This is a genomic window from Mesorhizobium sp. RSR565B (assembly GCF_054719465.1).
The window spans coordinates 2,328,743-2,355,432 of record NZ_JBTTIE010000001.1 but is presented as its reverse complement, the minus strand read 5'-3'; the positions used below and the strand labels follow the sequence as shown (position 1 = coordinate 2,355,432).

The window sequence follows — 26,690 nt, the reverse complement described above, 5'->3', positions numbered from 1 at the left end:
GGGCAGCCCCGCAGGCTTCGAAACCATTCTCACGGGTCTATCGACCTGTTTTGAAACATGGGGGCGAGAGGTACGCAACGGCATTCTTCACCAGGTCACGAATGCCAGGGGCGCTGATTGTGGCGCCATGCCTTGTCTTCGCCGACGATAGACGGCCCGAGCACAAATCTCTGTCATGAGGCTTGACCCCGTGGAATTAAATGCCCTGCCGCCTGAGGCAGGCAAAGCGCACATTGCGAAAAATCAAGGGCGACCAAGGCGAAACGAGGCTGCCGCACATTGTGAGGAGAACCCGCACCTTGGGAAAATGCTTCATAATCCATCGAAACACAACGGCCGCCAGAGGCCGCACGTTGCGGCCTTTTATCCTGCCATCAGCCTTGGCCTGTGGCAAGCATCCGGTCCTTGCACCGTTCAAGCTGGTGCAATCTCGCGTCATGCCGGCTTCCTCCGTCACGTGGAGGATAGCTCCGCCCTCAATGAGATTTCGCAGGCAGGCGACCCATTCGCCAGATCCGTCACAAAGCTTTGCGTGAACACGCCGGCCGGAACGACGGCTACGCCAACCTTGCCCTTGTGGTGCGCGGCGTCGCCAGCAGCAGACTTGTCTCGCTGCCGGTTATCCCCGGGATGAGCCGTATCCGCCTAAGCACCGCGTCGAAATCGGTGAGCGACGCCGTTCCGAGTTCGACCACCAGGTCCCAGCGGCCATTGGTGGTGTGAATGGTCGAAACCTCGGCGAGGCCGCCGAGCGCCCGGACCACGCGGTCGGCGGCATGGCCCTCGATCTCGATCATCATCACGCCGCGTATCCGCTGGTCGACCGCGTCGGCGCGCAGCACCACCGTGTAGCCGATGATCTCGCCCGTTTTTTCCAGCCGCTCCATGCGCGCCCTGACCGTGGCGCGCGACACCCCGAGATCGACCGCGAGATCGGAGATGCTGCGCCGGGCATCATGCCTGAGCAGCGTGACCAGCCTTTCGTCGAGCAAGTCCATGATTCTATCCACTTTGACCAAACTGACTTATCGGATTGATAAATCATTCTTCTCGAAATGCCAATTTCGCCTGTTCATACTGCCGGGCCGGGATGGTTCATTCCACGCATCAACCGCCCAATCAATTTACAAGGACAACAAGAAACATGCGCTGCAGGATCGTTGGCGCGCCGGTGCAGGACGGCGCCGGCAGGATGGGATGCGAGATGGGGCCAAGCGCGCTGCGCACGGCCGGGCTTGTCTCGGTGCTGTCGGAACTTGGCCACGAGGTCGAGGACTGGGGCGCGGTGCAACCGGCCGCCGTGCGCGCAATCGTCCATGGCAATCTCGCGCTGAAGGCCCTACCGGAGATTTCCGCCTGGACGGCGGCGATAGCCGAGACCGCCTATGCGGCTTCGCGGAACGCCATGCCGATCTTCCTTGGCGGCGACCACGCGATATCGGCCGGCACGGTGTCGGGCATAGCCCGCCGCGCCGCCGAACGCGGCCGGCCGCTCTTCGTGCTGTGGCTCGACGCACATCCCGATTTCCACACGCTCGATACCACCGTCAGCGGCAATCTGCACGGCGTGCCGCTCGCCTATGCCAGCGGCCGGCCGGGCTTCAACGGTTATTTCCCGGACCTGCCTGTCGCCGTCGACCCTGCCCACATCTGCGTCATGGGCCTGCGCAGCGTCGATCCGGCGGAGCGCCGGGCGCTGAGCGAAGCGGGGGTTACCGTGCACGACATGCGCACCATTGACGAGCACGGCGTCGCACCTTTGCTGCGCGCCTTCCTGGCCATCGTCGAAAAGGAAAACGGCCTGCTGCATGTCAGCCTCGACGTCGACTTCCTCGACCCCTCCATCGCGCCGGCCGTCGGCACCACCGTGCCCGGCGGCGCCACCTTCCGCGAGGCGCACCTGGTGATGGAGATGCTGTCCGACAGCGGCCTGGTCTCCAGCCTTGATCTGGTCGAGCTCAACCCGTTCCTCGACGAGCGCGGCCGCACCGCCACGCTGATTGTCGACCTCGCCGCCAGCCTGATGGGCCGGCGCATCATGGACCGCCCGACCCGCAGCCATTCCGGAAGCATTGCATGACCCAGCCTTCCCGCCTTGCCATCGTCCCCTTCGTCAGCGTCGACCGCATGATGAAGCTGGTGCTGACCATCGGCGTCGAGCGGTTCCTCACCGAACTCGCCGCCTATATCGAGGAGGATTTTCGCCGCTGGGAGCTGTTCGACAAGACGCCGCGCATCGCCTCGCACAGCCATGACGGCGTCATCGAACTGATGCCGACCAGCGACGGCCGGCTATACGGCTTCAAATATGTCAACGGCCATCCCAAGAACATGCGCGAGGGGCGCCAGACCGTCACCGCCTTCGGCGTGCTCGCCGATGTCGGCTCCGGCTATCCGATGCTGCTCACCGAAATGACGATCCTGACGGCGCTGCGCACCGCGGCGACCTCCGCTGTCGCGGCCAAATATCTGGCGCCGAAAGGCGCGCGCTCGATGGCCATCATCGGCAATGGCGCCCAGTCCGAATTCCAGGCTGTCGCCTTCAAAGCGCTGCTCGGCATCGACCGGCTGCGGCTCTACGACATCGACCGCTCGGCTTCCGAGAAATGCGCCCGCAACCTCGCCGGCAAAGGCTTTGACATCACCATCTGCGCGACCGGCCAGGATGCTGTGGAAGGCGTCGACATCATCACCACGGTGACCGCCGACAAGCTGTCCGCCACCATTCTGACCGACAACATGGTCGGTTCCGGCGTGCACATCAACGCGGTCGGCGGCGACTGCCCCGGCAAGACGGAACTGCACCGCGACATCCTTTTGCGCTCCGACATCTTCGTCGAGTTCTCGCCGCAGACGCGCATCGAGGGCGAAATCCAGCAGCTCCACGCCGACCATCCGGTGACCGAGTTGTGGCAGGTGATGACCGGCAAGGCGGAAGGCCGCAAGACGGCGGAACAGATCACCTTGTTCGATTCCGTCGGCTTCGCCACCGAGGATTTTTCCGCGCTGCGCTATGTCAGAGACCAGCTTCAGGCCACCGGCCTCTACGAGGAGCTCGACCTGCTCGCCGATCCCGACGAGCCGCGCGACCTCTTCGGCATGCTGCTCAGGGCAGCGCTGCAGCCGGCCGCCGCCTGAGGGACTTCAGCCGCTCAACGGCGCGCAGCTCTCCCGTTCGACGAGCACCGGGGTGAGCACTTCGCGGCGCGAATGCGCCGCAGGCTCGGCAACCCGCTCGAGCAGCAGGCTGACGGCGCGGGTGCCGATCTTCTCGACCGGCTGTGCGATCGTCGTCAGCGGCGGCCAGGTGGTGACGGCATAGGGGATGTCGTCGAAGCCGATCATCGACATGTCGCCGGGGACCCGCAATCCGCGCCCGCGCAGCACTGTCAGCGCGCCCATGGCCATCAGATCGTTGCAGGCAAACAGCGCCGTGATCCCCGGCGCCTGCGCCATCAGCCGCTCCATCGCCGTGCGGCCGCCGGCGAAGTGGTAGTCGGAATCCACCACCGAGGCCGGCGGCAGGTCGAGGCCGGCTTCCTGCAGCGCCCTGGCGAAGCCGCGCAGGCGGGCCGGGCTGGAGCTGGAATCGCGCGGGCCGCCGATGACGCCGATCTTCTCGTGGCCGAGCCCGGCCAGATAGCGGCCGGCGAGATAGCCGCCATGATCGTGATCGACCAGCACCGAATCGACATTGACCGAATGGATCTCGCGGTCGAGCAGCACCGCCGGGACGCCGGGCAGAAGGCTGGAGAACACCCGCGCATGATCCGACGAGCCGGCGAAGATCAGCCCGTCGATCTGCTTGGCCATCAGCACCTGGAGGTAGCGCTCCTCCTTCTCGGCGCTGCCGTCGGAGTTGCACAGGATCACAGTATAGCCGGCAAGGAAGCCGGCATCCTCGATCTGGCGCGCCACGCCGGCGAAGAACGGGTTGGAATTGTCCGGCAGCAGCAGGCCGATGGTCTTGGTCTCGCCGCGCCTCAGGCTGCGCGCCAGCGTGTTCGGGCTGTAGCGCAAGGCGGCGATGGCCGAATGCACGCGCTCGGCCGTCTCAGGCTCGACATGGCGCGTGCGGTTCATCACATGCGAGACGGTTGCGACCGACACTCCGGCATGGCGCGCGACATCGGCAATCGTCGTCATTTCTTGTCCCCTGACTCGATTAGCCTAATGATTGCGTAACCGGATGTGTCGCACGCTAGAGCGCAGCTTTCGAGTGTCAATGTCCCTTTGAGCAACCTGCTGAGCGGAGCGATCTGCCGCCAAGAAAAAGCCGCAAGGCTGGGTGCTTGGTGGTCGACCTGTTGTCGCAACCGGATAAGGTTCGAGAGCCGGGAACTGCTCAATCGCCAACGATCGGAACAACGATGCGACTTCTCCTTGTCGAGGACGACCCACGCACCGCCGACTATGTCGTCAAGGGCCTTGGCGAGGCAGGCCATATCTGCGACCTCAGGCGCGATGGCCGCGACGCGCTGTTTGCCGCGACACGCGACGCCTATGACGTGATCGTCGTCGACCGCATGCTGCCCGGCCTCGACGGCCTGTCGATGATCAAGGCGGTGCGGGCAGCGGGCGTGCGTACGCCGGCGATCTTTCTGACCTCGGTCGGCGGCGTCGACGACAGGGTTGAAGGGCTCGAGGCCGGCGGCGACGACTATCTCGTCAAGCCATTCGCCTTTTCCGAACTGCTCGCCCGCATCAACGCGCTCGGCCGTCGCCCTGCGGTGCAGGAGCTGAAGACGACGCTGCGCATCGCCGACCTCGAAATGGACCTGATCCAGCGCCGCGTCACCAGGCAGGGCCAGGCGATCGACCTGCAGCCGCGCGAATTCAGCCTGCTCGAAGTGCTGATGCGCGGCGAGGGCCGCGTCATCACCCGCACCATGCTTCTGGAACGGGTCTGGGATTTTCACTTCGACCCCAAGACCAGCGTCGTCGAAACCCATATCAGCCGGCTGCGCGCCAAGATCGACAGGCCGTTCGAAACCGCGTTGATCCACACCGTGCGCAGCACTGGCTACAGTGTTCACGACTGAGGCGCGGCATGACAGAAACTTGCCATGACTGAAGCTTGCAATGACTGAAACGCACTATGACTGAGACAGGCTCTCGCCTGCTGCGCAGCACGCCGTTTCGGCTGGCCCTGACCTTCGCCTTGCTGTTCGTGCTCGCCTTCATCCTGTCAGGCGCCATCGTCTACCAGCTGATGAGCGCGGATCTTGCCGAGCAGCTCGACCAGTCGGTCAAGGAGACCTATTCGGTCGTGGCGGTGACCTATGCCGGAAACGACCGGGAGGATCTGGTTTCGGCAGTCGACAGCCACGCCGCGCTCAGCCCGAGCAAGGAACAGCTGTTCTCGCTCACCGATCCCGCCGGCAATCGCCTGGCCGGGAATTTCACCGCCGCCGACCTTCCGGATGGCTTTTCCGATTTTGCCGCTTCCCTGCCAGGCGTTGCGCCGGACACTATGTACCGCGCCTGGACCGGTTCGGTCGGGCCCAACAGCCTGACAATTGCCTTTTCGCTTTCCGAAACCGAGGAGCTGGAACGCATCGTTTTGATGAACTTCGGCTGGGCCACCCTGATCATTTCAGGGCTGGCGGTGGCTGGCGGCGCCTTGCTGGCGTCGCGTGTGCAGCGTCGCCTCGACGGCATTGCCACCACCATGGACGATGTCTCCAACGGCCGGCTCGACGCCCGCATTCCACTGCTCGGCAATGGCGACGACATTGACGGCGTCTCGCGCCAGGTCAACGCCGCGCTGGAGCGGCTGGCGGCGCTGGTGGACGGCATGCGCCAGGTCAGCGCCGACATCGCGCATGATCTGAAGACGCCGCTCAACCGGCTGCAGATGATTTTGGAAGCTGCGGCCGACAGGACCGCGCGGGGTGAGGCCGTTGCCGATGAGCTGGCGGAGGCACGTGGGGAAAGCCTGCAGATCAACGATACTTTCGATGCGCTGTTGCGTATTGCCCAGATCGAGGCCGGCGCCCGCAAGGCGCGCTTTGTCGATCTCGACCTCACCGGCGTCATCGATGCCATTGCCGAAATCTACGCCGGTGTCGCCGAGGATGACGGCAAGTCGCTGTCGGCCACGATCGTCCACGGCACGCCATGCCTGGTCCACGGCGACCGCGACCTGCTGACGCAATTGTTTGCCAATCTGGTTGAGAACGCGCTGCGGCATTGCCCCGATGGCACGGCAATCCTTCTATCGGTGCGGCGGCAAGGCGACCGCATTCTGGCTGAGGTCGCCGACAATGGCCCCGGCATCCCGGCGCAGGAGCGCGAAAAAGTGTTCCAGCGGCTCTACCGGCTCGACTCCAGCCGCACCACGCCCGGCAGCGGCCTTGGCCTCAGCCTGGTGCGGGCAATCGCCGACCTGCATGGTGCAACGATTGCGCTGGAGGATCGCCGGCCTGGGCTGGCGGTAATTGTCGGGTTTCCTCGGGCGGAGGGCACCGGTCCCGGCTTGAAATGACAACGCCAGAGCCAGGTCGACCCCACTCCGTCGAGCGAAGCAGCGACGGAGTGGGGGAAGGCGCTCATGAAACGCGAAGTCGCTGACAATTCTCCAAGTTGATGATCGCAGTCGACAAAGGTGGTCGCGATTAGCCTTGCACATGTTTCCACCCGAACGGCTGCGGGTTGATCAAGACGACCGTTGAACCTACCGGCCCACCGCACCCCGGCGAAAATCCGAGGGCGACATCCCCGCCAGCTTGCGGAAGGATTTGTTGAAGGCGCTGAGCGAGCCGAAGCCTGAATCCATGGCGACGCGCAGCACATTGGCGTCTTCATGCATCAAAAGCGCCTGCGCATAGCTCAGCCGCAGCAGGTTCATATATTCGTTGAGCGTCATGCCGGTCGACTTCTTGAAAATGCTCATGGCGTATTTGGGATGGATGTCGGCCGCCGCCGCGATGTCGACGCAGTCTATGTCGTAGAGGAAATTCTCGGCGATGAAGTCGCACATGCGACCGACATTGCGCAGCGATTGCTGGTCGAACGGGCCGCCGGGTTCCTGGCCGATGGCGGTTTCCGGCACCAGCCGGTAGGGCTCGAAGCGCACCCGCTCCAACCGCAGCAGCAGCTCGTTCACGGCGTGCTCGGTTATCGCCGGATCGCCCGAGCGGAAATAGCGGTTCCAGCGTTCGAAATTGTGATGGTCGGCCTGGTCGGTCGCCGATGTCACCAGCGTGGCGCCGGTCATCAGCCGGTGGCGGACATCCGTCGGCAGGTGCAGGCGGAAGAAATGCACCAGCGGCAGATGCGCGCCGGCATAGATGGCGTCGTCGGAGAGATCGTCCATCTGGTGCGGCAGCCCGCCCCAGAACAGGCACATGTCGCCCGCCGTGAGCGCGATCTCGTGCTCGTTCATGCGGTAGTGCACGCTGCCGCGGACGATGAAATTGACCTCGACCTGGGCATGCCAATGCGGCTTCAGCATCACCAGCGGATGGTTGTGAAACATCTGCAAAGCCATCGGCAGGCCTTCGACGCTGCTGGCGCCAGGCTGGTAAAACGGCCGTTCCGGCATCTTACTTTCCGCCCATCTTTTATTCCCGTTGTCAGGGACAAGCCTTCCGCGCCGCCTAGTCTAGCCATGCTCGCGAAGAGAGAGCAAATGAAATGGGAGGATTTCAATGCGCACGACACTGATCTGTGCCGCGCTGGCGCTTGGCCTGGGCTCAGGCCCGGCTTTGGCGCAGTCCGGCGAAATCACGATCTGGAGCTGGAATATCGCCGCTTCGTCGCTGAAGGCGACGGTGGCCGGCTTCAACAAGCAGTATCCCGACGTCAAGGTCACCGTTCAGGATCTCGGCAACCAGCCGACCTATGACAAGTCGATCGCCGGCTGTGCGGCCGGCGGCGTCGGCCTGCCCGATATCGTCTCGATCGAAAACGGCGAGGCCGAGAACTACTGGAGCCAGTTCCCCGATTGCTTCGTCGATTTGCACACGCTGGGCTACACCGCCGACGACCAGAAGAAATTCCCGGATTTCAAGCGCACCGAATTGGAGGTCGGCGACAAGGCCTATGCCATGCCGTGGGATTCCGGCCCGGTCGCCGCCTTCTACCGCCGCGACTTCTACGAGAAGGCCGGGGTCGATCCGGCCTCGATCAAGACCTGGGACGATTTCATCGCCGCCGGCAAGAAGGTCCAGGCCGCCAATCCCGGCGTCACCATGACCAATGCCGATTTCAACGGCGACACCGAATTCTTCCGCATGATTTCCAACGAACAGGGCTGCGGCTATTTCGCCGCCGATGGGCAGTCGATCACCGTCAACCAGCCGAAATGCGTCGACACGCTGGCCAAGATCAAGGACATGAAGGACGCCGGCATCATCTCGTCGGCCGACTGGGGCACCAAGATCACCAACAACACCGCCGGCACCGTCGCCACCCAGGTCTATGGCGGCTGGTATGAGGGCACCATCCGCACCGAATCCGCCGGCGAAAACGGCAAATGGGGTGTCTATCTGATGCCGAGCCTGACCGCCGACGGCCCGCGCGCCGCCAATCTCGGAGGCTCGTCGCTCGCCATCACCTCGGCCTCGAAGAACAAGGAGGCCGCCTACGCCTATCTGAAATACACGCTCGAGACCAATGAAGGCCAGATCACCATGCTCAGGGATTTCGGCCTGGTGCCGTCACTGATCTCGGCGCTCGACGATCCCTATGTCTCGCAAGGCCTGCCCTATTGGGGCGGCCAGGCAGTGTGGAAGGACATTCTCGCCACGCTGCCCAAGGTGGTGCCGAGCCGCGGCACGCCGTTCCAGAGCGACGCCGAAATCATCATGCGCGCCGTGCAGACCAAATATCTCGGCGGCGGCTATCCCGATGCCAAGGCCGCCCTCGACGACGCCGCCAGCCAGATCGCTTCGGCGACGGGACTGCCGATCAAGTGACCAAGGCGGTGATGCTGGCGGGCCAGATATAGGGCAATTTGCCGGACCGTTGGCGCTGCCCCTCACCTGCCTGCCGGCATCCTCTCCCGTATAGTGACGGAGAGGGGGACGCTCTCGCCCAACAGTTCGCCAATCGCCGGCGGCGTCCGCCGGCTAACAACACGCCGGATATCAGCCGGGAAAGAGGAAGGAGGAGGAACCATGCGCTACCAGAACGCCACGGCCTATCGCTTCCTCACGCCCTACCTCCTGATCTTCGCCATCTTCTGGGTGTGGCCGATCATCTCCTCGTTCATGATTTCCTTCCAGGCGACGCGCACGGTGCCCTGGCGCTTTGCGCCGACATTCAACTGGGGCCGCCTGATCGGCGACCCCGCTTTCTTCAACGCGCTGAAGAACACGCTGCTCATCCTCGTCATCCAGGTGCCGGTGATGATCTCGCTGGCGATCGTCATGGCGGTGCTGCTGAACTCGCCGCTGCTGAAAGCACGTGGCCTCTACCGCTTCGCCTTCTTCGCTCCGGTGGTGGTCGGCGAGGTCGCCTATTCCGCCGTGTTCCGGCTGATGTTCAATCTCGATTTCGGCATCATCAACAAGCTGCTCGCCGGCATCGGCCTGGCCAAGATCGACTGGTTCTCCAACGTCACCCCGGCCATGGCGCTGATCATGATCGCGGTGACCTGGCGCTGGGCCGGCTACAACGCCATCATCCTGCTCGCCGGCCTGCAGTCGATCCCCGAGGATGTCTATGAAGCAGCGACGCTCGACCGCGTCAGCAAGCTCAAGCAGTTCTTCTACATAACGCTGCCGCTGCTCAAGCCGGTCATCGTGTTTTGCGCCGTGCTGTCGATCATCGGCACGATGCAGCTGTTCACCGAGCCGTTCCTGATCACGGAGCGCGGCGGCCCCGGCGGCGGCACCGAGACGCTTGGCCTGCTGCTCTACCGCCAGGGTTTTCGCTCGCTCAATTTCGGCTACGCCTCGGCCGTCGCCTACACCATGGCGGGGCTGGCCATCGCCATCACGCTGGTGCAGCTGTGGCTAACAAGAGAGCCGAAATGAGTTCGCTGTCGCAACGCCGGCTCGGCCGCAGCGTCCTGCTGCATCTGGTCCTGACGCCGCTGGCGGTGATCTGGCTGTTTCCGCTATGGATGATGGTGGTGTTTTCGACCATGCCCGACAACGGCATTTTCAGCCCCGGCATCGAGCTTCTGCCGCACGGCAATTTCGTCGACAATTTCAACAACCTGCAGCGCGACACCAATTTCGTCGGCGCCATCGGCATTTCGGTGGCGGTGGCGGTGACCTACACCTTCTTCTCGGTGCTGCTGACCTCGATGGCCGGCTGGGCGCTCGCCCGCTATCAGTTCTTCGGCAAGGGCGCGGTGGTGGCGATCATCCTCGGCACCATCACGCTGCCCTATGCGGTGGTGCTGATCCCGCAATTCATCATGGTGGCGCGCGACTTCCAGCTCGCCAACACCTGGATTGCGTTGATCGTGCCACCCTTGTTCAATTCGCTGGGCGTGCTGTTCATGCGCCAGGCTTTCTCGATGATGCCGGCCGACCTTTTCGACGCGGCACGTGTCGAGGGCGTCAAGGAATGGCGTATCTTCCTGTTCGTCGCTTTGCCGCTGGCGCGGCCGATGCTGGCCGCACTCGCCATCATCCTGTTCCTAGCCTCGTGGAACAATTATCTCTGGCCGCTTTTGATCAACAGCCAGCCCGGCGCGATGACGGCCCCTGTGGCGCTCGGCACGCTGATCGGCCTGACCAAGGTCTCATGGGGCGGCATCATGGCCGGCGCCGTCATGCTGACCGTACCGATGCTGGTCGTCTTCGTGCTGCTGCAGCGCCATTTCATCGCCGGCATCGCCGCCGGTGCCGTCAAGTAGGGACAACAGCGATATGGCGGCAGTCACCCTCACCAATGTCGTAAAACGCTTCGGCGTCTATGAGATCATCCATGGCGCCAACATCGATATCGCCGATGGCGAGTTCGTCGTCTTTGTCGGCCCGTCGGGTTGTGGAAAATCGACGCTGCTCAGGATGATCGCCGGGCTGGAGGATATCAGCGGCGGCGAGATCGCCATTGGCGGCAAGGTGATGAACGATGTCGGGCCGGCCGAGCGCGGCATCGCCATGGTGTTCCAGTCCTACGCGCTCTACCCGCACATGAGCGTGGAGCAGAATCTGAGCTTTGGTCTCAGGATGACCGGCAACCCCAAGGAGGACACCGAGCGGCGGGTGAAGCGGGCCTCCGAAATCCTGCGCATCACAGAGTTGATGGCGCGGCGGCCGAGGCAATTGTCCGGCGGCCAGCGCCAACGCGTCGCCATTGGCCGCGCCATCGTGCGCGAACCGCAAGTCTTCCTGTTCGACGAGCCGTTGAGCAATCTCGACGCCGAGCTGCGCGTCCAGATGCGGGTCGAGATCTCGCGCCTGCACAAGGAACTCGGCACAACGATGATCTATGTCACCCACGACCAGACCGAGGCGATGACGCTGGCCGACCGGATCGTCGTGCTGCGCGGTGGCCATGTCGAGCAGATCGGCAGGCCGCTCGATCTCTACGACAATCCCGACAACCAGTTCGTCGCCGGCTTTGTAGGCTCGCCGAAGATGAATTTCATCAAGGGCCGCGTCGTCGGGCGCAACATGAGCAGCGTCACCGTCGAGCTGGTGGGCGAGGAAATGACCCGCATTATGCAACCGTTGACCGGCGCCGTGCCGCAAACAGGAGCCAAGGTCATTGTCGGCGTGCGGCCCGAACATTTCGGCAATGGCGGCGAAGGCGACGCCGACCTCACCGTCGGCATCGACGTGGTCGAGCATCTCGGCGGCACCAGCTTCATCTATGCCAGGACCGCCCATGGCGAAGACCTGGTGATCCAGCGCGACGCGGCAAAGGTCCCCGACACCCAGGCGATCACCGTGTCCATCCGCAAATCCTATCTGTTCGATGAAAACGGCCAGCGGCTGCGCTGACCTTCCAGCTATGCAAGGAGAATGACCATGACTGCAACCGCGCCCATCCGCTGGGGGGTACTCGGGCCCGGCGACATCGCCAAAGCGTTCGCCCGCGGCGTGGCAGGCTCGCGCACCGGCACGATCGTGGCGCTCGGCGCCCGCAATCCCGGCAAGGCAGGCCTGGCCGAGACGTTTCCCGGCGCCCGCATCCTCGACGGTTACGACGCGCTGCTCGCTGACCCCGAGGTCGACGCCGTCTATATCGCCATCCCGCATCCCGGCCATGCCGAATGGGCAATCAAGGCGGCGGAAGCCGGCAAGCATGTGCTGTGCGAAAAGCCGCTGGCGCTGACCGCCTTCGAGGCCGACGCCATGATCCATGCTGCGCGCAAGGCCGGCACCTTCCTCGGCGAAGCGTTCATGTACCGGCTGCACCCGCAGACGGCGAAGCTGGTGGAACTCATCAAGTCGGGCGTCATCGGCGATGTCAGGCTGATGAAGTCGAGCTTCGGCTTCGCCATGCCGGGCTTCATGCCCGAGCACCGGCTCTACGCCAACGATCTCGCCGGCGGCGGCATCCTCGATGTCGGCGGCTATCCCGTCTCGATGGTGCGGCTGATTGCCGGGGCTGCGACTGGAAAACCCTTCGCCGAGCCGGACAAGGTTGTCGGCACCGCCCATCTCGGCAAGTCCGGCGTCGACGAATGGGCCTCGGCGCTGCTGCATTTTCCCGGTGGCATCGTCGCCGAGGTATCCTGCAGCATCTCGCTCAAACAGGACAATGTGCTGCGCATCCTCGGCACCAAGGGCCGCATCGAAGTGCCGGATTTCTGGTTCGCCGGCGGCGGCAACCGCGATGGCGGCCTTGGCCGGATCGATGTAATTCTCGCCGACGACACGAGCCAGACCATCAGCGTCAACGAAACCCGCCATCTCTATTCCTTCGAGGTCGATGCAGCCGGCGAGGCGATCCTGGCCGGCAAACAGGAATTCGCCTGGCCGGGCATGGGCTGGGCCGACAGTCTCGGCACGCTGCGTGTGCTCGACAAATGGCGCGCTGCCGTCGGGCTCGAATATGAGATCGAAAAGCCGGCTAAGCGAACCAACACCCTTTCGGGCCGGCCGCTGCGCACCGGCGGCACGGCCATTGGCAAGCGCAAGATTCCGGGCCTGTCGAAGCCGGCCTCCGTGGTGGCGCTCGGCTTCGAGGATTTCCGCACCTTCTCGTCGGGCGCAATCCTGCTCGACGCCTTCTTCGAGACCGGCGGCAATCTGTTCGATACCGGCTATGTCTACGGCGCCGGCTACACCGAAACGCTGCTTGGCCAGTGGCTCAGGAATCGCGGCGTGCGCGAGCAGTCGGTGATCATCGCCAAGGGCGCGCACTCGCCGCTCTGCTATCCCGATGTCATCGGCAAGCAGCTCGCCCAGTCGTTGGACCGGCTGCAGACCGACCATGTCGACCTCTATTTCATGCACCGCGACAACCCGGATGTGCCGGTCGGCGAATTCGTCGATGCCATGGACGCCGAGGTCAAGGCCGGCCGCATCCGTGGCCCGTTCGGCGGCTCGAACTGGACGATGGCGCGCATGGACGAGGCGATTGCCTATGCCGAGCGCACCGGCAAGCAGAAGCCCGGCGTGCTCTCCAACAATTTCTCGCTGGCCGAGATGCTGGAGCCGATCTGGGCCGGCTGCATCACCTCGTCGACCGACGACTGGAAATCCTGGCTGACGAAAAGGCAGATGCCCAACTTCGCCTGGTCGAGCCAGGGCCGCGGCTTCTTCACCGACCGCGCCGGCCGCGACAAGCAGGACAATGAGGAGCTGGTGCGGGTCTGGTATTCCGAGAAGAACTTTGGCCGCCGCGACCGCGCCATGGAGCTGGCGCAGCGCCTGGGCAAAAGTCCGATCCATATCGCGCTCGCCTATGTGCTGGCGCAGCCCTTTCCGTCGGTGCCGTTGATCGGCCCGCGCACGCTGGACGAGTTGGAGGACAGTTTGAAGGCGCTGGATATCAGGCTGTCGGCGGAGGATGTGGCGTGGCTGGATAGCGGGCCGGAAAGGCGGCGGGCTTAGCAGCTTATCTCCCCCCTTGAGGGGGAGATGTCGCCGAAGGCGACAGAGGGGGTCGCCTCGCGTGGAGCGCTAACCTCCTTCTGCAGCGGCAGGTAGGCCGAGCCCAGTCGAACCGACCCCCTCTGGCCTGCCGGCCATCTCCCCCCTGTGGGCATAGGCGCTAAGATAGGTATTGCCCTGCGGAATCGGGTGTGATTCTACACTGCGATGACACACGAATCGCTTGTTGATGACGGCTGGGCCGAGACGATTGAGCTTCTGGGCGGCGAAGAGTTGATCGCAGGAAGTGCCCGCGAGACGAAGGCGTTCCTGCGCCCGCGGGGCGTCAGGTCGGCGAGCGATCTGTTGCGCCTGACACTGGCTTACTGCCTTGGCAAGGTTGGCATGCGGGGCGTCGTGGCCTGGGCGGCGGCGAGCGGGATTGCCGACATTTCGGACGTGGCGTTGCTCGGCCGGCTGCGCAATGCAGGACCATGGCTGCAGCAGTTGATTGGGCACCTTTTGAAGCGCGAGGATGCAGGTTTGGCCAAAGGCCGACTGGTTCGCATCCTCGATGCGACAGCGGTTGCCAAGGCCGGTGCGTATGAGAAGAAGAACAATGGTCTTTGGCGCATGCACTGCGCCTTCGAGCTTGAGCGCGAGCAGTTCGACTTCATCGAGATCACCGACCAGAGCGAGGCCGAGCTGATCGACCGCGTGCCGGTGGTGGCGGGCGAGATCCGCATCGGTGACCGCGCCTATCTGCAGGCCGAGCGGATCGCCAAGGTGATGGCGCAAGGCGGCGATGTTGTTGTGCGCGCGTCGTGGAAAAACGCGCGATGGCTCGACGCCAACGGCAGGGCGTTCGATCTCATCGGCTACCTGGAGAGCTGCCGGGAGGAAGTCTGCGAAACGCCTGCCCGGCTGGCACTCAAGAAGGGCGAGCCTGTGAAGATGCGCCTGATCGCCTTGCGCAAATCCGAGGCCGCGGCACAAGAAGCGCGGCGCAAAATCAACAAGGAAGCCAGGGCCAAGGGCAACAAGGTTCAACCGCAGACGCTGATTGCGGCCGGCTTCGTTCTGCTTGTGACCTCGCTTGACCGGGAGGAGTTTCCCGCCGATACGGTCCTCAAGCTCTACCGCATGCGCTGGCGCATCGAGCTCGCCTTCAAGCGCCTGAAGAGCCTGATCGGGCTGCGCTCTCCTCCCGCCAAAGACCCAAGGATCGCAAAGCCTTGGATCCTTGCACACTTCCTCATCGCGCTCGTGACCGAACCCCTCTCGCAGGAGTTGGGTGTCTCTCCCCCTTGAGCGACGGGCGCCCGCTGCTGTGGCGCGCCACCCGCCAGATCGTCGCCTCTCTGATCGCAGCGATCTTCGCTCAACCTCCCTTGGCAACCCTGCGCCACAATCTCCGTGCCTTGCGATATCGCTGGCGTGAGCCACCACGAAAGCGCAAGTTTCAGTCCATGCCAAAGCTATCTTAGCGCCTATGCCCGCACGGGGGAGATTAGCGGCTCATGCGTTCCACCTACCGATCGATCCGTGTCGACAAAATAATCGACGACGACGTCCGCTCGACCCCGTCCATCGCGCCGATCTCGTCCAGCAACGCATCCAGATCCCTGATCGACGGCGCGTCGACGATGACGATCATGTCGAAATTGCCGCTCACCGAGTGCAGCGTCCGTACCGGCGGCAGCGCCTGCAGCGCCCGCACCACCTTGTCGGCGAGCTTGGGCGTGACGGTGAGCAGCACATGCGCCCGCACAAGCCCCTGCTCGTAGTCCGGCGCCATCCGCACGCCATAGCCGGTGATGATGCCGCGCTGTTCCAGCCGCTCGATCCGGCTCTGCACTGTCGTGCGCGAAACGCCGAGCTGGCGCGCCAGCTCAGTGGTCGACGCGCGGGCATTGGCGCGTAGCAGGGAAAGCAGTTTTTGTTCGGCGTCACTGAGCATTTCGACGAACCTCGTCGGCGTATCGTTCAATTGCAGGGTTCATTTCGGACGATCCCACGCTTCCTTTCGACAGGCAAGCTGCGATTCTTGAAGGCATCGCGTCCACCGCGCGGCGGTCTGGGCCAAAGAGTTTTCACGAGGGGCAAGGTCATGAAGAAAATCATCGTCGTCGGCGCCGGCAAGATCGGCTCGACCATTGCAGGCATGCTCGCCGACAGCGGCGACTACCACGTCACCGTTGTCGACCGCGCGGCGGCGCAGCTTGCCGCGGCCGAACTTCCCGCCGGCGTCGAGGGGCTGGAGCTCGATATCGCAGCGCCGGGCGCACTCGAGGCCGCGCTTGCCGGCGCCTTCGCCGTGCTGAGCGCCGCCCCCTTCCATTTGACCTCTCGCATCGCCGAGGCCGCGGCCGCCACCGGCGTGCACTATCTCGATTTGACCGAGGACGTCGTCTCGACCCGCCGCGTCAAGGAACTGGCGCGTTCGGGCAAGAGCGCCTTCATTCCGCAATGCGGCCTTGCGCCGGGCTTCATCTCGATCGTCGCCAATGATCTCGCCAGCCGCTTCGACACGTTGGAAAGCGTTCGCATGCGCGTCGGTGCGCTGCCGCAATACCCGTCCAATGCGCTGAACTACAATCTGACCTGGAGCACCGACGGCGTCATCAACGAATATTGCGAACCCTGCGAGGCGATCGTCGAGGGCGAGCTGATCGAGGTGCCGCCGCTGGAGGAGCGCGAAGAGTTCTCGCTCGACGGCGTCACCTATGAGGCCTTCAACACCTCCGGCGGTCTCGGCACGCTGGCCGAGACGCTGAAGGGCAAGGTGCGCACGCTGAACTACCGCACCATCCGCTATCCCGGCCACGCGGCGATCATGAAGGCGCTGCTCAACGACCTCGGCCTGCGCCACCGCCGCGACGTGCTGAAGGATATCTTCGAGAGCGCCCTGCCGGCAACGCTGCAGGATGTGGTCATCGTCTTCGTCACCGTCTCGGGCCGCCGCAATGGCCGCCTGCTGCAGGAAACCTACGCCAACAAGATCTATTCGCAGCGCATCGGCAACCAGGTGCGCAGCGCAATCCAGATCACCACCGCCTCCGGCATCTGCGCCGTGCTCGACATGCTGGCCGACGGCACCTTGCCGGCGACCGGCTTCGTCAAGCAGGAAAACATCGCGCTGGATGCGTTTCTCGCCAATCGTTTTGGGCGCGCTTATGCGCAGCACGAGATGGTAAGCCGGCTGGCAAGCTGAGCTACTTCACCCTCCCCCTTGTGGGGAGGGTCGGCGCGCAATCGGAGCGAAGCGGAGATGGCGAGACGGGGTGGGGGTGAGCGCCGACGGTTGGCGAGGACCCCCACCCCGCTGCGCTACGCGGATCGACCCTCCCCACAAGGGGGAGGGTAAGCGCACCTCAAATATGCAGCGCGTGGCCCAGCGCCTTCAGCGCGGCTTCCTGGAACCCCTCGCCCTGCGTCGGATGCGCATGGATGGTGCCGGCGATATCCTCCAGCCGCGCGCCCATTTCCAGCGCCAGGCCGAACGCCGCCGCCAGTTCCGACACGCCTTGCCCGACCGCCTGGATGCCCAGCACCAGATGGTTGTCCGCGCGGGCGACAACACGAACAAACCCGTCCTCGCCGAGTTTCGTCATCGCCCGGCCGTTGGCGGCGAAGGGGAACTGGCCGATCTTGATTTCGCCTGAAGCCTTCGCCTCCTCCGGCGTTAGCCCTGCCGTCACCAGCTCCGGATCGGTGAAGCAGACGGCCGGGATCGAGCGCTTGTCCCAGCTGCGCTTGTGGCCGGCGACGATCTCGGCCACCATTTCGCCTTGCGCCATCGCCCGGTGCGCCAGCATCGGCTCGCCGGTGACGTCGCCAATGGCATAGATGCCGCGCATCGAGGTGCGGCACTGGTCGTCGATCTTGATGAACTTGCCGGCCATGTCGAGATCGATCTGATCGAGGCCCCAGCCCTCCGTCACCGGCTTGCGGCCGACCGTGACCAGGATCTTGTCTGCCGCGATTTTGGTGCTCTTGCCGTCCGCGGTCTCGACCAGCAGCGCGTCGCCCTTGACCCCCTTGGCCTTGGCGCCAAGCATCACCTCGACGCCGAGCTGGGCCAGCCGTTTCACCACCGGCCGGGTCAGTTCCGCATCATACTGCGCCAGCACGCGCGGCAGCGCCTCGACCACGGTCACCGCGGCGCCCATTTTGGCGAACGCCATGCCGAGTTCCAGCCCGATATAGCCGCCGCCGACCACGGCGAGCTTTTTCGGCACCTCGGCGAGAGCCAGCGCTTCTGTGGATGAAATCACCGGGCCGCCGAACGGCAGGAACGGCAGTTCCACCGTCGCCGAGCCGGTGGCGATCACAACCGTTTCGGCGCGGATGATCTGGGTGCCGGTCTCGGTCTCGACCGCGACGGTCTTGCCGTCGCGGAACGTCGCCCAGCCATAGACGGTCTTGACCTTGGCCTTCTTCAGCAGCCCGGCAACGCCCCCGGTCAGCCGGCTAACAATGCCGTCCTTCCATGCAACGGTCTTGTTAAGATCGAGCACGGGCGCCGCCACCGAAATTCCGAGCGGGCTGTCGCCCCCGGCCATGTGCGACACTTTCTCGAACTCTTCCGCCGCATGGATCATCGCCTTGGACGGGATGCAGCCGACATTGAGACAGGTGCCGCCCGGTTTGCCGGCTTCAACGATCACCGTATCGATGCCGAGCTGGCCGGCACGGATAGCGCAGACGTAGCCGCCGGGCCCGGCGCCGATGACCAGCAGCTTGCAGGAGATTTCTTTCATGGCGTGACCCTTTGATGCGAGGGGATGTTCCGTCGCGATCCTTCGCGCCCCCTCTGTCCTGCCGGTCATCTCCCCCACGAGGGGGGAGATCAGCAGCTTCTTCGCTTCGCTCATTGCTGCAACGAGGGAGATTGGCGAAACCCTGCGTGACGTCCAATCTCCCCCCTTGTGGGGGAGATGCCTGGTAAGGCAGAGGGGGGCGCTGTCCCGCCGTCATCTCGCTTGTTCCGCCCCTCAATCCACAAATATCAGCGCTGGCGTCTCAATCAGCGCCTTGATCCGCTGCACAAACACCGCCGCATCCCAGCCGTCGACCACCCGGTGATCGAAGCTCGATGACAGGTTCATCATCTTGCGCGGGATGAACTGGGTGCCGTCCCACACCGGCCGCACCATCATCTTGTTGACGCCGACGATCGCCACCTCAGGATGATTGATGACCGGCGTCGTCGCCACGCCGCCCATGGCGCCGAGCGAGGTGATGGTGATGGTCGATCCCGACAGCTCGTCGCGGCTGGCCGTGCCGGACTTCGCCGCTTCGGCCAGGCGGTTGAGCTCGGCCGCGCAATCCCAGAGGTCGCGCGCCTCGGCGTGCTTGACCACCGGCACCACCAGGCCCGACGGCGTCTGCGCGGCAATGCCGATATGGACGCCGCCATGCTGATGGATGATGCCGCCCTCGTCGTCGAACAGCGCGTTGATGTTGGGCTGGTCGGCAATCGCCTTGACCATCGCCCGCATCAGGAACGGCAGCAGCGTCAGCTTCGGCCTCTCCACACCCTTGCGCTTTTCCTTGTTGAGCGCCGCGCGCAACTCCTCAAGTGCTGTGACGTCGATCTCCTCGACATAGGTGATGTGCGGGATGCGTGACTTCGCCAGCGACATTTTTTCGGCGATCTTGCGCCGCAGTCCGATGACCTTGATATCCTCGACGCTGTCATTGCGCGCCAGACCCGACGCCTTCGCTACCTGCGGCCCGCGCGCGAGAAAGGCCTCGATATCCTCGTGGCTGATGCGGCCGGCAGGGCCGGTACCCGACACCTGGCGCAGATCGATCCCCGCCTCCTTCGCCCTGAGCCGGATGGCGGGCGACGCCAGGGGCTTTTCGCCCTCCGGGCGCGGCGCGCCGGAGGGTGCCGCACCTTTAGATGTCGGCGCAGCACCCCCACCCTTAGCCCCTCCCCACAAGGGGGAGGGGGATTCAGTCTCAGCTGCCCGTGCGCTTTTGGCTGCTGGTGCAGGTGGTGGCGACTTGGCGTCGGATTTCGTGGCCGAAACGCCTCCCTCTTGTGGGGGTCCGGAGGACGGGCGAGACCCGTGGCTCGCCCCGGCAGGGGTGGGGGTCGGTGCCGCCGTGACCTCTGACGATTTCGAGCCTTCGGCGACATTGCCCTCCCCCGCCACTTTCAGCCGCACGATGGGCGAGCCGATCGCCACCGTGTCGCCGATCTCGGCGCCCAGCCACAGGATCTCGCCATCGACCGGCGAAGGTATTTCCACCGTCGCCTTGTCGGTCATCACGGCGGCGAGCAAAGCGTCCTCGCGCACGAGGTCGCCGACCTTGACGTGCCATTCCACAAGTTCGGCCTCGGCGACGCCTTCACCGACATCCGGCAGCTTGATGATGTGTTCGCCCATCCCTAGGCTCCCATGGTTTCGAGAAGCGCGCGGCCGACACGGGCCGGCCCCGGGAAATAATCCCATTCCTGCGCATGCGGGTAGGGCGTGTCCCAACCGGTGACGCGCGCCACCGGCGCTTCCAGATGGTAGAAACAATTTCCCTGCACCAGCGCCGACAGCTCGGCGCCGAAGCCGGAGGTCAGTGTCGCCTCGTGCACGACGACGCAGCGTCCGGTCTTCTTCACCGAAGCGACTATCGCGTCGAGATCGAGCGGCAGCAGGGTCCGCAAATCGATGATCTCGGCATCGATGCCGGTTTCTTCCACGGCCGCCTGCGCGACATAGACCATGGTGCCGTAGGCGAGCACGGTGACGGCCGAGCCCGCCCGGCGGATCGCCGCCTTGCCGAGCGGCACCGTGTAATGGCCGTCGGCGACCTCGCCCAGTTCATGCTTCGACCATGGCGTCACCGGTCGGTCGTGATGGCCATCGAACGGTCCGTTATAGAGCCGCTTCGGCTCCAGAAAAATCACCGGATCGGGATCCTCGATCGCCGCGATCAGCAGCCCCTTGGCATCATGAGGATTGGACGGCACCACCGTCTTCAGCCCCGACACATGGGTGAACAGCGCTTCCGGGCTCTGGCTGTGCGTCTGGCCGCCAAAAATGCCGCCGCCGGTCGGCATGCGGACAACGATCGGGCAGGTGAAATCGCCGTTCGAGCGGTAGCGCAGGCGTGCTGCTTCCTGCGTCAGCTGGTCGTAAGCCGGGTACATGTAGTCGGCAAACTGAATTTCCACGCATGGTTTCAGCCCATAGGCGGCCATGCCGATGGCGGAGCCGACAATGCCGGATTCGTTGATCGGCGCATCGAAGCAGCGGCTCTTGCCGTACTTCGCTTGCAGGCCTGCCGTGCAGCGGAAGACACCCCCGAAGAAGCCGACATCCTCGCCATAGACGATGACGCGTTCGTCGCGCGCCATCGACACGTCCATGGCGTCGCGGATCGCCTCGATCATGGTCCGTCTCGGCATGGTCAGACTCCCGCCTGCTGGCGCTGGCGCCTGAGATGCGGCGGCATCTCGGCAAACACGCCCTCGAACATCTCGCGCGTCGACGGCTTGCCGCCCGCATGCAGCGTGCCGTGGCCTTCAGCTTCCTTCTGCGCCGCGATCACCGTCTCGAGGATTTCCGCTTCGGCCTGGGCGTGACGCTCGTCCGACCAGACGCCGCGTTGGATCAGATGGTTCTTCAGCCGCATCACCGGATCGCCGAGCGGCCAGGCGTCGGATTCCGTCTTCGGCCGATAGGCCGACGGATCGTCCGAGCTCGAATGCGCGCCGGCACGGTAGGTGACATATTCGATCAGCGTCGGCCCGAGATTCTGCCGCGCCCGCTCCGCCGCCCATTTGGCCACGGCATGCACGGCGAGATAATCATTGCCGTCGACGCGCAGCGCCGGAATGCCGAAGCCGAGGCCGCGCGCGGCAAAGGTGCCGGAGCCGCCACGCGCAATGCCTTGAAACGTCGAGATCGCCCACTGGTTGTTGACGACGTTGAGGATGACCGGCGCCTTGTAGGTCGAGGCGAACACCAGTGCGGAATGGAAATCGGATTCGGCCGTCGAGCCGTCGCCGATCCACGCCGCCGCGATTTTCGAATCGTTGCTGATAGCGGAAGCCATCGCCCAGCCGACCGCCTGGATGTATTGCGTCGCCAGATTGCCGGAGATCGAGAAGAAGCCATGCTCCTTCGACGAATACATGATCGGCAGCTGCCGCCCTTTGAGCGGATCGGCCTCGTTGGAATAGATCTGGTTCATCATCGTGACCATCGGATAGCCGTCGGCGATGAGCAGGCCGGCTTGCCGATAGGTCGGGAAATTCATGTCGCCTGGCGCCAGCGCCTTGCGGAAAGCGCAGCTCACCGCCTCTTCGCCCAGATGCTGCATGTAGAACGAGGTCTTGCCCTGGCGCTGCGCCATCTGCATGCGCGCATCGAAGCTGCGCAGCGTCATCATGTGGCGCAACCCCTCGAGCAGCTCCTCGTCGGTGAGCAGCCCGGCCCACGGCCCGACCGCCTCACCGGTGCGGTTGAGCACACGGATGATCGAAAACGCCATGTCGCGGATGGTGCGCGGATCGACATCGATGTCCGGTCGCGGCACCGAGCCGGCCTTGGGGATCGGCACGTTGGAGAAGTCGGGCGTTCCGCCCGGCCGCACTTCCGGCTCCGGCACATGAAACCGCAACATCCCAGCATCGGTCATGACCATGGTCCTCCCATTTGCCTGGCGTCGATATTTGCACATCCGCGCGCCCGGCACAGCGCCAATTCATGGGGCGCCGCAACCCATCCGGCGTCACGGCCGGCAGGCGACCGCAAGATGCAGATATGTCGGCGAAATTTCTTGTCGATGTTGGGGAGCGGCGCGCAATTAGGCGCAAAGTTTTGCAGGATTTCCAGCAGATAGTCACTTCACGGCCTCCGGGAGAGATGAACGCATCAAGGTCGGCGAACTGGCGCTTTCCTCTCCCCGTGTTCGGGGGAGAGGTGTCGAGCGAAGCTCGACGGAGTGGGGGTCGACCCTTGGGCGCTAGGCAATGCTTGAGATAGCCCTTCCTTTGTCCGTTCGCGGCGATTGCCACGTGGCTCCCCCACTCCGTCTCGGCTTCGCCGAGCCACCTCTCCCCCCTCCGGAGGGAGAGGAAGGGAGACGTGTCCGAACCGGATAGATAGGTAACAGAATGGACCGATAGCATGGGTGACAGTTTTCTTGTCCGCCGGAGGACCGGCGATGGTTTGGCGAGAGACTGGCATCATGGACGAGCGGCTACGGTTTGTTGTGGAGTGTCTTTCTGGGGATGAGACGATGGTTGCGCTTTGTGCGGCCTACGGGATCTCACGCAAGAACGGCTACAAATGGCTAGGACGCTATCGGACGTTTGGGCCTGAGGGTTTGCACGACCTGCCGCGAGCCCCGCTCAATCATGGCCGGGCGACAGCTCAGGATCTGGTTGAGCGGATTGTGGCGGCCAAGGAGCTGCATCCGCTTTGGGGTCCAAAGAAGATCGTCGCACGGCTCCCGAGTTCATGTGGCCTTCAGCCTCGACGGTCGGCGCGATCCTTGCGCGGCATGGGCTTGTCCGCGCCCGCAAGCGACCCCGCCTGCGGGCCTGCGGCAATGGACCCTGGCCACAGCCGCAAGAACCGAACGCGGTGTGGACTGGCGATCACAAGGGCTGGTTCCGGACCCGCGACGGCTGGCGTTGCGAACCCTTGACGGTGATGGATGCGTCGAGCCGCTATCTTCTGGCGCTCGAAGCGACGGGGTCGACGGCCGATAGCGAAGCCTGGCCGGTGTTCGAACGGCTGTTTGAAGAGCATGGCCTGCCGGATCGCTTCAGAAGCGACAATGGCCCGCCCTTCGCATCGGCCGGCGTCACCGGGCTGACGCCGCTTGTCGTGCGCTTCATCAAGCTCGGCATCACCTTGGAGCGGATCGCACCCGGCAGGCCACAGCAGAACGGACGTCACGAGCGCTTTCACCTGACCATGCTGCCGATGGCCGAGGCACCGGAAGCCGACCGAACGGCACAGGGCCAGGCCTTCGAGACCTTCCGCCACAGCTACAATGAGGAACGTCCCCATGAGGCGCTGGGCATGGATACGCCCGCCCAGCACTACCGGTCCTCACAGCGCGCCATGCCCAGGACACCACCCGAGCCCGTCTATCCGGCCGAGGCCTCGGTCCGCCGCGTGCGCCACAATGGCGAGATCCGATGGAATGGCGGCTTCATATATGTCTCGCAAGCGCTGGCGGGCGAACCGGTCGCTGCGTTGGAGACCGAAGACGGACAATGGACACTCTCATTCCATGCCCACCCGCTCGGCATCATCGACACACGGCACATGAAGCTTGTCCGCCGCAGCGCCGCGCCAACCAATCCGCTTGGCGCTGCGGCGGACGCATAGGGGGAGAGAAGTGTCACCTATGTATCCGGTTCAAAGTGTTACCCATCTATCGGCTGGACACGCCAAGGTCTCGAACGCTTTGGAGAACGTTCACTCAGCGACCGCATCATGCTAACCACCCTCCATGGCGCAGAAAAAAGGATACGAGGTCGATTCGTGGCTGGCGAAGCCTGACGCGCGCATATCGATCGTCCTGCTTTACGGACCCGACCGCGGCTTGGTCGCCGAGCGGGCCAAAACCTTTGCCGCGAAAACCGGCCTGCCGCTCGACGATCCGTTTTCCGTCGTACGGCTCGACGGCGCGGAGGTCGATCGCGACCAGGGCCGGCTGCTGGACGAAGCCCGCACCGTGCCGATGTTCTCCGACCGGCGGCTTCTGTGGGTGCGCAACGCCAGCGGCCAGAAGCCGCTGGCTGAGGACGTCAAGGCGCTGACCGCGGAGCCCGCGCGCGACGCCATCATTCTCATCGAGGCCGGCGACCTGAAAAAGGGCGTCGGACTGCGCGCGATCGTCGAGGCCGCCGACACCGCCATGGCGCTGCCTTGCTACGCCGATGAAGCCCGCGACATCGACAGCGTCATCGACGACGAGTTGCGCAAGGCCGGCATGTCGATGGCGCTCGACGCACGCCAGGCGCTGCGCCGCAATCTCGGCGGCGACCGGTTGGCCTCACGCGGCGAGATCGAAAAACTGGTGCTTTATGCCCACGGCCAGAAGGACATCAGCCTCGACGACGTAAGAGCGATGTCCGGCGACGTCTCCGGCGCCTCCTTCGACGACGCGGTCGATGCTGTGCTGGAGGGCAGGATCGGTGACTTCGACACCGCCTTCACCCGCCACTGCCTGTCCGGCGGCCTTCCTTTCCTGGTACTGTCCTCGGCGATGCGGCAGCTGCAGCAGCTTCAGGTCATGCGCGGCCAGATGGACACCGCCGGCCGCAACGCCGCCTCGGCAGTGGCCGGCGCCCGTCCGCCGGTGTTTTTCTCGCGGCGCAAGCTGGTGGAGAAGGCGCTGGAGCGCTGGAACGTCGAGGCGCTCAGCCGCGCGCTGAACCGGCTGCAATCTGCCGTGCTGCAGACCAGGCGCAGGCCGGATTTGTCGGAAGCGCTGGCGCGGCAGGCGCTGCTCGCCATTGCGGTGGAGAGCGCGAGGCTGGCGCAGCGGTGATCTCCTCCCTTGAGGGGGAGATGTCGCCAAAGGCGACAGAGGGGGTCGCGGCGCGTGGAGCGCTGGCGCCTTTCGCAACGACAAACGAGGTCGGCGCTTGATGGGAGACGACCCTTCTGGCCTGCCGGCCATCTCCCCCTCAAGGGGGGAGATCAGCAGTTCGATCCCTTCGGCAATCGCCAATAAAAAGAAGGGCCGGCAACCGCCAAGCCCTTTCTTCATCCTAAGCCAGAACTTCATTCGCCGGCTAAATATGGCGCAGCCCCAACCCTCTACCGCTCATCCTTCAACCGCCGGCATAGCTCGTCGAGCTGCTCCAGACTGCGGTAGTCCACGCGGATCGCGCCGCCTTTGCCCTTGTGCTCGATGGTCACGATCATGCCGATCGTGTTGGTCATCAGCCTTTCCAGCGCCAGCGTGTCGGCATCCTTGCCCGATGCGCCGTGTGCTGGTTTTGCCTTGGGCGGCGTGCCGCCCGCCGGCATCTGCGCCAGCGCCTCGGCCTGGCGCACCGAAAGCCCTTCTTCGACGATCTGCTTGGCTAGCCCGGCGGGATCCTGCGCCGTCACCAGCGTCCGGGCATGGCCGGCCGACAGCACGCCGTCGACCAGCATGTCGCGGATTACGTCGGGCAGCTTCAACAGCCTGAGCGTGTTGGCGACGTGGCTGCGGCTCTTGCCGATGACATTGCCGAGGTCGGCCTGTGTGTAGCCGTGGTCGTCGATCAACTGCTGGTAGCCGAGCGCCTCCTCGACCGGGTTGAGATCGGTGCGCTGGACGTTTTCTATGATCGCCAGTTCCAGCGCTGTGCGGTCGTTGACGTCGCGCACGATGATCGGGATCTCGGTCAGCCCGGCGCGCTGCGCCGCCCGCCAGCGGCGCTCGCCGGCGATGATCTCGTAGCGCCCGGCCTGCGTCGGCGAAGGCCGCGCCACTACCGGCTGCACGACGCCATGTTCGCGGATCGATTGCGCGAGATCCGTCAGATCGGCGTCGCCGAAATGCCGGCGCGGGTTTTTCGGGTTCGGGCTCAGAAACTCTATCGGCACCTTGCCGTCGGCATTCAAGCCCGGCTTTTCGGTCGCTGCCGGGCGATCGATCTCGCCGATCAGCGCCGCCAGTCCGCGGCCCAGTCTCTTTCTCGAAAGGTCGTCGCTCATCTCAATTCCAAATTCATCGTTTCGGTGCCGGATCGCTTTGTTTATCGAGCCTGCC

The 26,690-nt window shown here is 64.4% G+C and carries 21 protein-coding genes and 1 pseudogene; 13 read left to right on the top strand and 9 right to left on the bottom strand.

From position 1 onward, the window contains the following. Positions 1-557 precede the first annotated feature (557 nt). Positions 558-998 (bottom strand): Lrp/AsnC family transcriptional regulator, encoded by a 441-nt coding sequence (locus ACYG9R_RS11435; RefSeq protein WP_023685065.1) that lies wholly within the window; start codon positions 996-998, stop codon positions 558-560. A 146-nt stretch (positions 999-1,144) separates the two neighbouring features. On the opposite strand from ACYG9R_RS11435, the gene rocF reads away from it, so the two are divergent. Continuing rightward, positions 1,145-2,080, top strand: a complete 936-nt coding sequence (gene rocF / locus ACYG9R_RS11430; protein WP_023754932.1) for an arginase — start codon at positions 1,145-1,147, stop codon at positions 2,078-2,080. Then, positions 2,077-3,138: an ornithine cyclodeaminase gene (locus tag ACYG9R_RS11425; protein ID WP_023706788.1), complete on the top strand. Its 1,062-nt coding sequence runs from the start codon at positions 2,077-2,079 to the stop codon at positions 3,136-3,138. Before rocF ends, ACYG9R_RS11425 begins: the two co-directional genes overlap by 4 nt. A 6-nt stretch (positions 3,139-3,144) precedes the next feature. On the opposite strand, the gene ACYG9R_RS11420 is transcribed toward ACYG9R_RS11425, so the two are convergent. After that, positions 3,145-4,146 carry a LacI family DNA-binding transcriptional regulator gene (locus ACYG9R_RS11420; protein WP_023742039.1) on the bottom strand — a complete coding sequence of 334 codons (1,002 nt, stop codon included), beginning with the start codon at positions 4,144-4,146 and terminating at the stop codon, positions 3,145-3,147. A gap of 224 nt (positions 4,147-4,370) precedes the next feature. Here ACYG9R_RS11420 and ACYG9R_RS11415 point away from each other — a divergent pair, with 224 nt between their 5' ends. Both ACYG9R_RS11415 and ACYG9R_RS11410 read left to right on the top strand, forming a co-directional pair. Then, positions 4,371-5,042 (top strand): winged helix-turn-helix domain-containing protein, encoded by a 672-nt coding sequence (locus ACYG9R_RS11415; protein ID WP_023742038.1) that lies wholly within the window; start codon positions 4,371-4,373, stop codon positions 5,040-5,042. Positions 5,043-5,098: 56 nt separating this feature from the next. Continuing rightward, entirely contained in the window at positions 5,099-6,487 is a 1,389-nt protein-coding gene (locus ACYG9R_RS11410) for a HAMP domain-containing sensor histidine kinase (protein WP_023816117.1), read from the top strand. 189 nt (positions 6,488-6,676) lie between these two features. On the opposite strand, the gene ACYG9R_RS11405 is transcribed toward ACYG9R_RS11410, so the two are convergent. Beyond that, positions 6,677-7,546, bottom strand: coding sequence for a helix-turn-helix domain-containing protein (locus ACYG9R_RS11405; protein WP_023706782.1), 870 nt, complete (start codon positions 7,544-7,546; stop codon positions 6,677-6,679). Between the two features lie 106 nt (positions 7,547-7,652). On the opposite strand from ACYG9R_RS11405, the gene ACYG9R_RS11400 reads away from it, so the two are divergent. From ACYG9R_RS11400 to ACYG9R_RS11375, 6 genes are all read left to right on the top strand, one after another. Further along, entirely contained in the window at positions 7,653-8,921 is a 1,269-nt protein-coding gene (locus tag ACYG9R_RS11400; protein ID WP_023672162.1) for an ABC transporter substrate-binding protein, read from the top strand. A 201-nt stretch (positions 8,922-9,122) separates the two neighbouring features. Then, complete coding sequence (locus tag ACYG9R_RS11395) at positions 9,123-9,983, top strand: carbohydrate ABC transporter permease (protein WP_023726710.1); 861 nt, start codon at positions 9,123-9,125, stop codon at positions 9,981-9,983. Beyond that, positions 9,980-10,816, top strand: a complete 837-nt coding sequence (locus ACYG9R_RS11390) for a carbohydrate ABC transporter permease (protein ID WP_023672164.1) — start codon at positions 9,980-9,982, stop codon at positions 10,814-10,816. Before ACYG9R_RS11395 ends, ACYG9R_RS11390 begins: the two co-directional genes overlap by 4 nt. Before the next feature lie 13 nt (positions 10,817-10,829). Continuing rightward, entirely contained in the window at positions 10,830-11,909 is a 1,080-nt protein-coding gene (locus ACYG9R_RS11385; protein WP_023824402.1) for an ABC transporter ATP-binding protein, read from the top strand. Between the two features lie 27 nt (positions 11,910-11,936). Further along, positions 11,937-13,970: an aldo/keto reductase gene (locus ACYG9R_RS11380; protein ID WP_023824403.1), complete on the top strand. Its 2,034-nt coding sequence runs from the start codon at positions 11,937-11,939 to the stop codon at positions 13,968-13,970. A 207-nt stretch (positions 13,971-14,177) separates the two neighbouring features. Continuing rightward, entirely contained in the window at positions 14,178-15,260 is a 1,083-nt protein-coding gene (locus tag ACYG9R_RS11375; protein WP_352967966.1) for a transposase, read from the top strand. A 220-nt stretch (positions 15,261-15,480) separates the two neighbouring features. On the opposite strand, the gene ACYG9R_RS11370 is transcribed toward ACYG9R_RS11375, so the two are convergent. Further along, entirely contained in the window at positions 15,481-15,939 is a 459-nt protein-coding gene (locus ACYG9R_RS11370) for an Lrp/AsnC family transcriptional regulator (protein WP_023702536.1), read from the bottom strand. Positions 15,940-16,059: 120 nt separating this feature from the next. Here ACYG9R_RS11370 and ACYG9R_RS11365 point away from each other — a divergent pair, with 120 nt between their 5' ends. Beyond that, positions 16,060-17,163, top strand: coding sequence for a saccharopine dehydrogenase family protein (locus ACYG9R_RS11365; RefSeq protein WP_023825290.1), 1,104 nt, complete (start codon positions 16,060-16,062; stop codon positions 17,161-17,163). Positions 17,164-17,323: 160 nt separating this feature from the next. On the opposite strand, the gene lpdA is transcribed toward ACYG9R_RS11365, so the two are convergent. The 4 genes from lpdA to ACYG9R_RS11345 form a co-directional block, all read right to left on the bottom strand. Beyond that, positions 17,324-18,712: a dihydrolipoyl dehydrogenase gene (gene lpdA, locus ACYG9R_RS11360; protein ID WP_023825289.1), complete on the bottom strand. Its 1,389-nt coding sequence runs from the start codon at positions 18,710-18,712 to the stop codon at positions 17,324-17,326. A 234-nt stretch (positions 18,713-18,946) separates the two neighbouring features. Continuing rightward, a complete protein-coding gene (locus ACYG9R_RS11355) occupies positions 18,947-20,350 on the bottom strand; it encodes a dihydrolipoamide acetyltransferase family protein (RefSeq protein WP_023825288.1) in 1,404 nt (467 codons plus the stop codon). Positions 20,351-20,352: 2 nt separating this feature from the next. After that, positions 20,353-21,366, bottom strand: coding sequence for an alpha-ketoacid dehydrogenase subunit beta (locus ACYG9R_RS11350; RefSeq protein ID WP_031200028.1), 1,014 nt, complete (start codon positions 21,364-21,366; stop codon positions 20,353-20,355). A gap of 2 nt (positions 21,367-21,368) precedes the next feature. After that, the gene (locus tag ACYG9R_RS11345) at positions 21,369-22,601 is read right to left on the bottom strand and encodes a 3-methyl-2-oxobutanoate dehydrogenase (2-methylpropanoyl-transferring) subunit alpha (protein ID WP_023687602.1); all 1,233 of its coding nucleotides are present in this window, start codon (positions 22,599-22,601) and stop codon (positions 21,369-21,371) included. Positions 22,602-23,129: 528 nt separating this feature from the next. On the opposite strand from ACYG9R_RS11345, the pseudogene ACYG9R_RS11340 reads away from it, so the two are divergent. After that, positions 23,130-24,307: pseudogene (locus ACYG9R_RS11340) on the top strand (integrase core domain-containing protein). Positions 24,308-24,431: 124 nt separating this feature from the next. Further along, positions 24,432-25,475, top strand: a complete 1,044-nt coding sequence (holA, locus tag ACYG9R_RS11335) for a DNA polymerase III subunit delta (protein ID WP_023824092.1) — start codon at positions 24,432-24,434, stop codon at positions 25,473-25,475. A gap of 272 nt (positions 25,476-25,747) precedes the next feature. On the opposite strand, the gene ACYG9R_RS11330 is transcribed toward holA, so the two are convergent. Next, positions 25,748-26,635 (bottom strand): ParB/RepB/Spo0J family partition protein, encoded by an 888-nt coding sequence (locus ACYG9R_RS11330; protein ID WP_023824091.1) that lies wholly within the window; start codon positions 26,633-26,635, stop codon positions 25,748-25,750. Positions 26,636-26,690 lie beyond the last annotated feature (55 nt).

Coding starts and splice junctions, on each gene's coding strand:
- ACYG9R_RS11355 (WP_023825288.1), bottom strand. CDS start 20,350: ATGGGCGAACACATCATCAAGCTGCCGGATGTCGGTGAAGGCGTCGCC.
- ACYG9R_RS11410 (WP_023816117.1), top strand. CDS start 5,099: ATGACTGAGACAGGCTCTCGCCTGCTGCGCAGCACGCCGTTTCGGCTG.
- ACYG9R_RS11390 (WP_023672164.1), top strand. CDS start 9,980: ATGAGTTCGCTGTCGCAACGCCGGCTCGGCCGCAGCGTCCTGCTGCAT.
- ACYG9R_RS11365 (WP_023825290.1), top strand. CDS start 16,060: ATGAAGAAAATCATCGTCGTCGGCGCCGGCAAGATCGGCTCGACCATT.
- ACYG9R_RS11375 (WP_352967966.1), top strand. CDS start 14,178: ATGACACACGAATCGCTTGTTGATGACGGCTGGGCCGAGACGATTGAG.
- ACYG9R_RS11395 (WP_023726710.1), top strand. CDS start 9,123: ATGCGCTACCAGAACGCCACGGCCTATCGCTTCCTCACGCCCTACCTC.
- ACYG9R_RS11405 (WP_023706782.1), bottom strand. CDS start 7,546: ATGCCGGAACGGCCGTTTTACCAGCCTGGCGCCAGCAGCGTCGAAGGC.
- lpdA (WP_023825289.1), bottom strand. CDS start 18,712: ATGAAAGAAATCTCCTGCAAGCTGCTGGTCATCGGCGCCGGGCCCGGC.
- ACYG9R_RS11385 (WP_023824402.1), top strand. CDS start 10,830: ATGGCGGCAGTCACCCTCACCAATGTCGTAAAACGCTTCGGCGTCTAT.
- holA (WP_023824092.1), top strand. CDS start 24,432: ATGGCGCAGAAAAAAGGATACGAGGTCGATTCGTGGCTGGCGAAGCCT.
- ACYG9R_RS11425 (WP_023706788.1), top strand. CDS start 2,077: ATGACCCAGCCTTCCCGCCTTGCCATCGTCCCCTTCGTCAGCGTCGAC.
- ACYG9R_RS11350 (WP_031200028.1), bottom strand. CDS start 21,366: ATGCCGAGACGGACCATGATCGAGGCGATCCGCGACGCCATGGACGTG.
- ACYG9R_RS11435 (WP_023685065.1), bottom strand. CDS start 998: ATGGACTTGCTCGACGAAAGGCTGGTCACGCTGCTCAGGCATGATGCC.
- ACYG9R_RS11330 (WP_023824091.1), bottom strand. CDS start 26,635: ATGAGCGACGACCTTTCGAGAAAGAGACTGGGCCGCGGACTGGCGGCG.
- ACYG9R_RS11420 (WP_023742039.1), bottom strand. CDS start 4,146: ATGACGACGATTGCCGATGTCGCGCGCCATGCCGGAGTGTCGGTCGCA.
- ACYG9R_RS11345 (WP_023687602.1), bottom strand. CDS start 22,601: ATGACCGATGCTGGGATGTTGCGGTTTCATGTGCCGGAGCCGGAAGTG.
- ACYG9R_RS11415 (WP_023742038.1), top strand. CDS start 4,371: ATGCGACTTCTCCTTGTCGAGGACGACCCACGCACCGCCGACTATGTC.
- ACYG9R_RS11400 (WP_023672162.1), top strand. CDS start 7,653: ATGCGCACGACACTGATCTGTGCCGCGCTGGCGCTTGGCCTGGGCTCA.
- rocF (WP_023754932.1), top strand. CDS start 1,145: ATGCGCTGCAGGATCGTTGGCGCGCCGGTGCAGGACGGCGCCGGCAGG.
- ACYG9R_RS11380 (WP_023824403.1), top strand. CDS start 11,937: ATGACTGCAACCGCGCCCATCCGCTGGGGGGTACTCGGGCCCGGCGAC.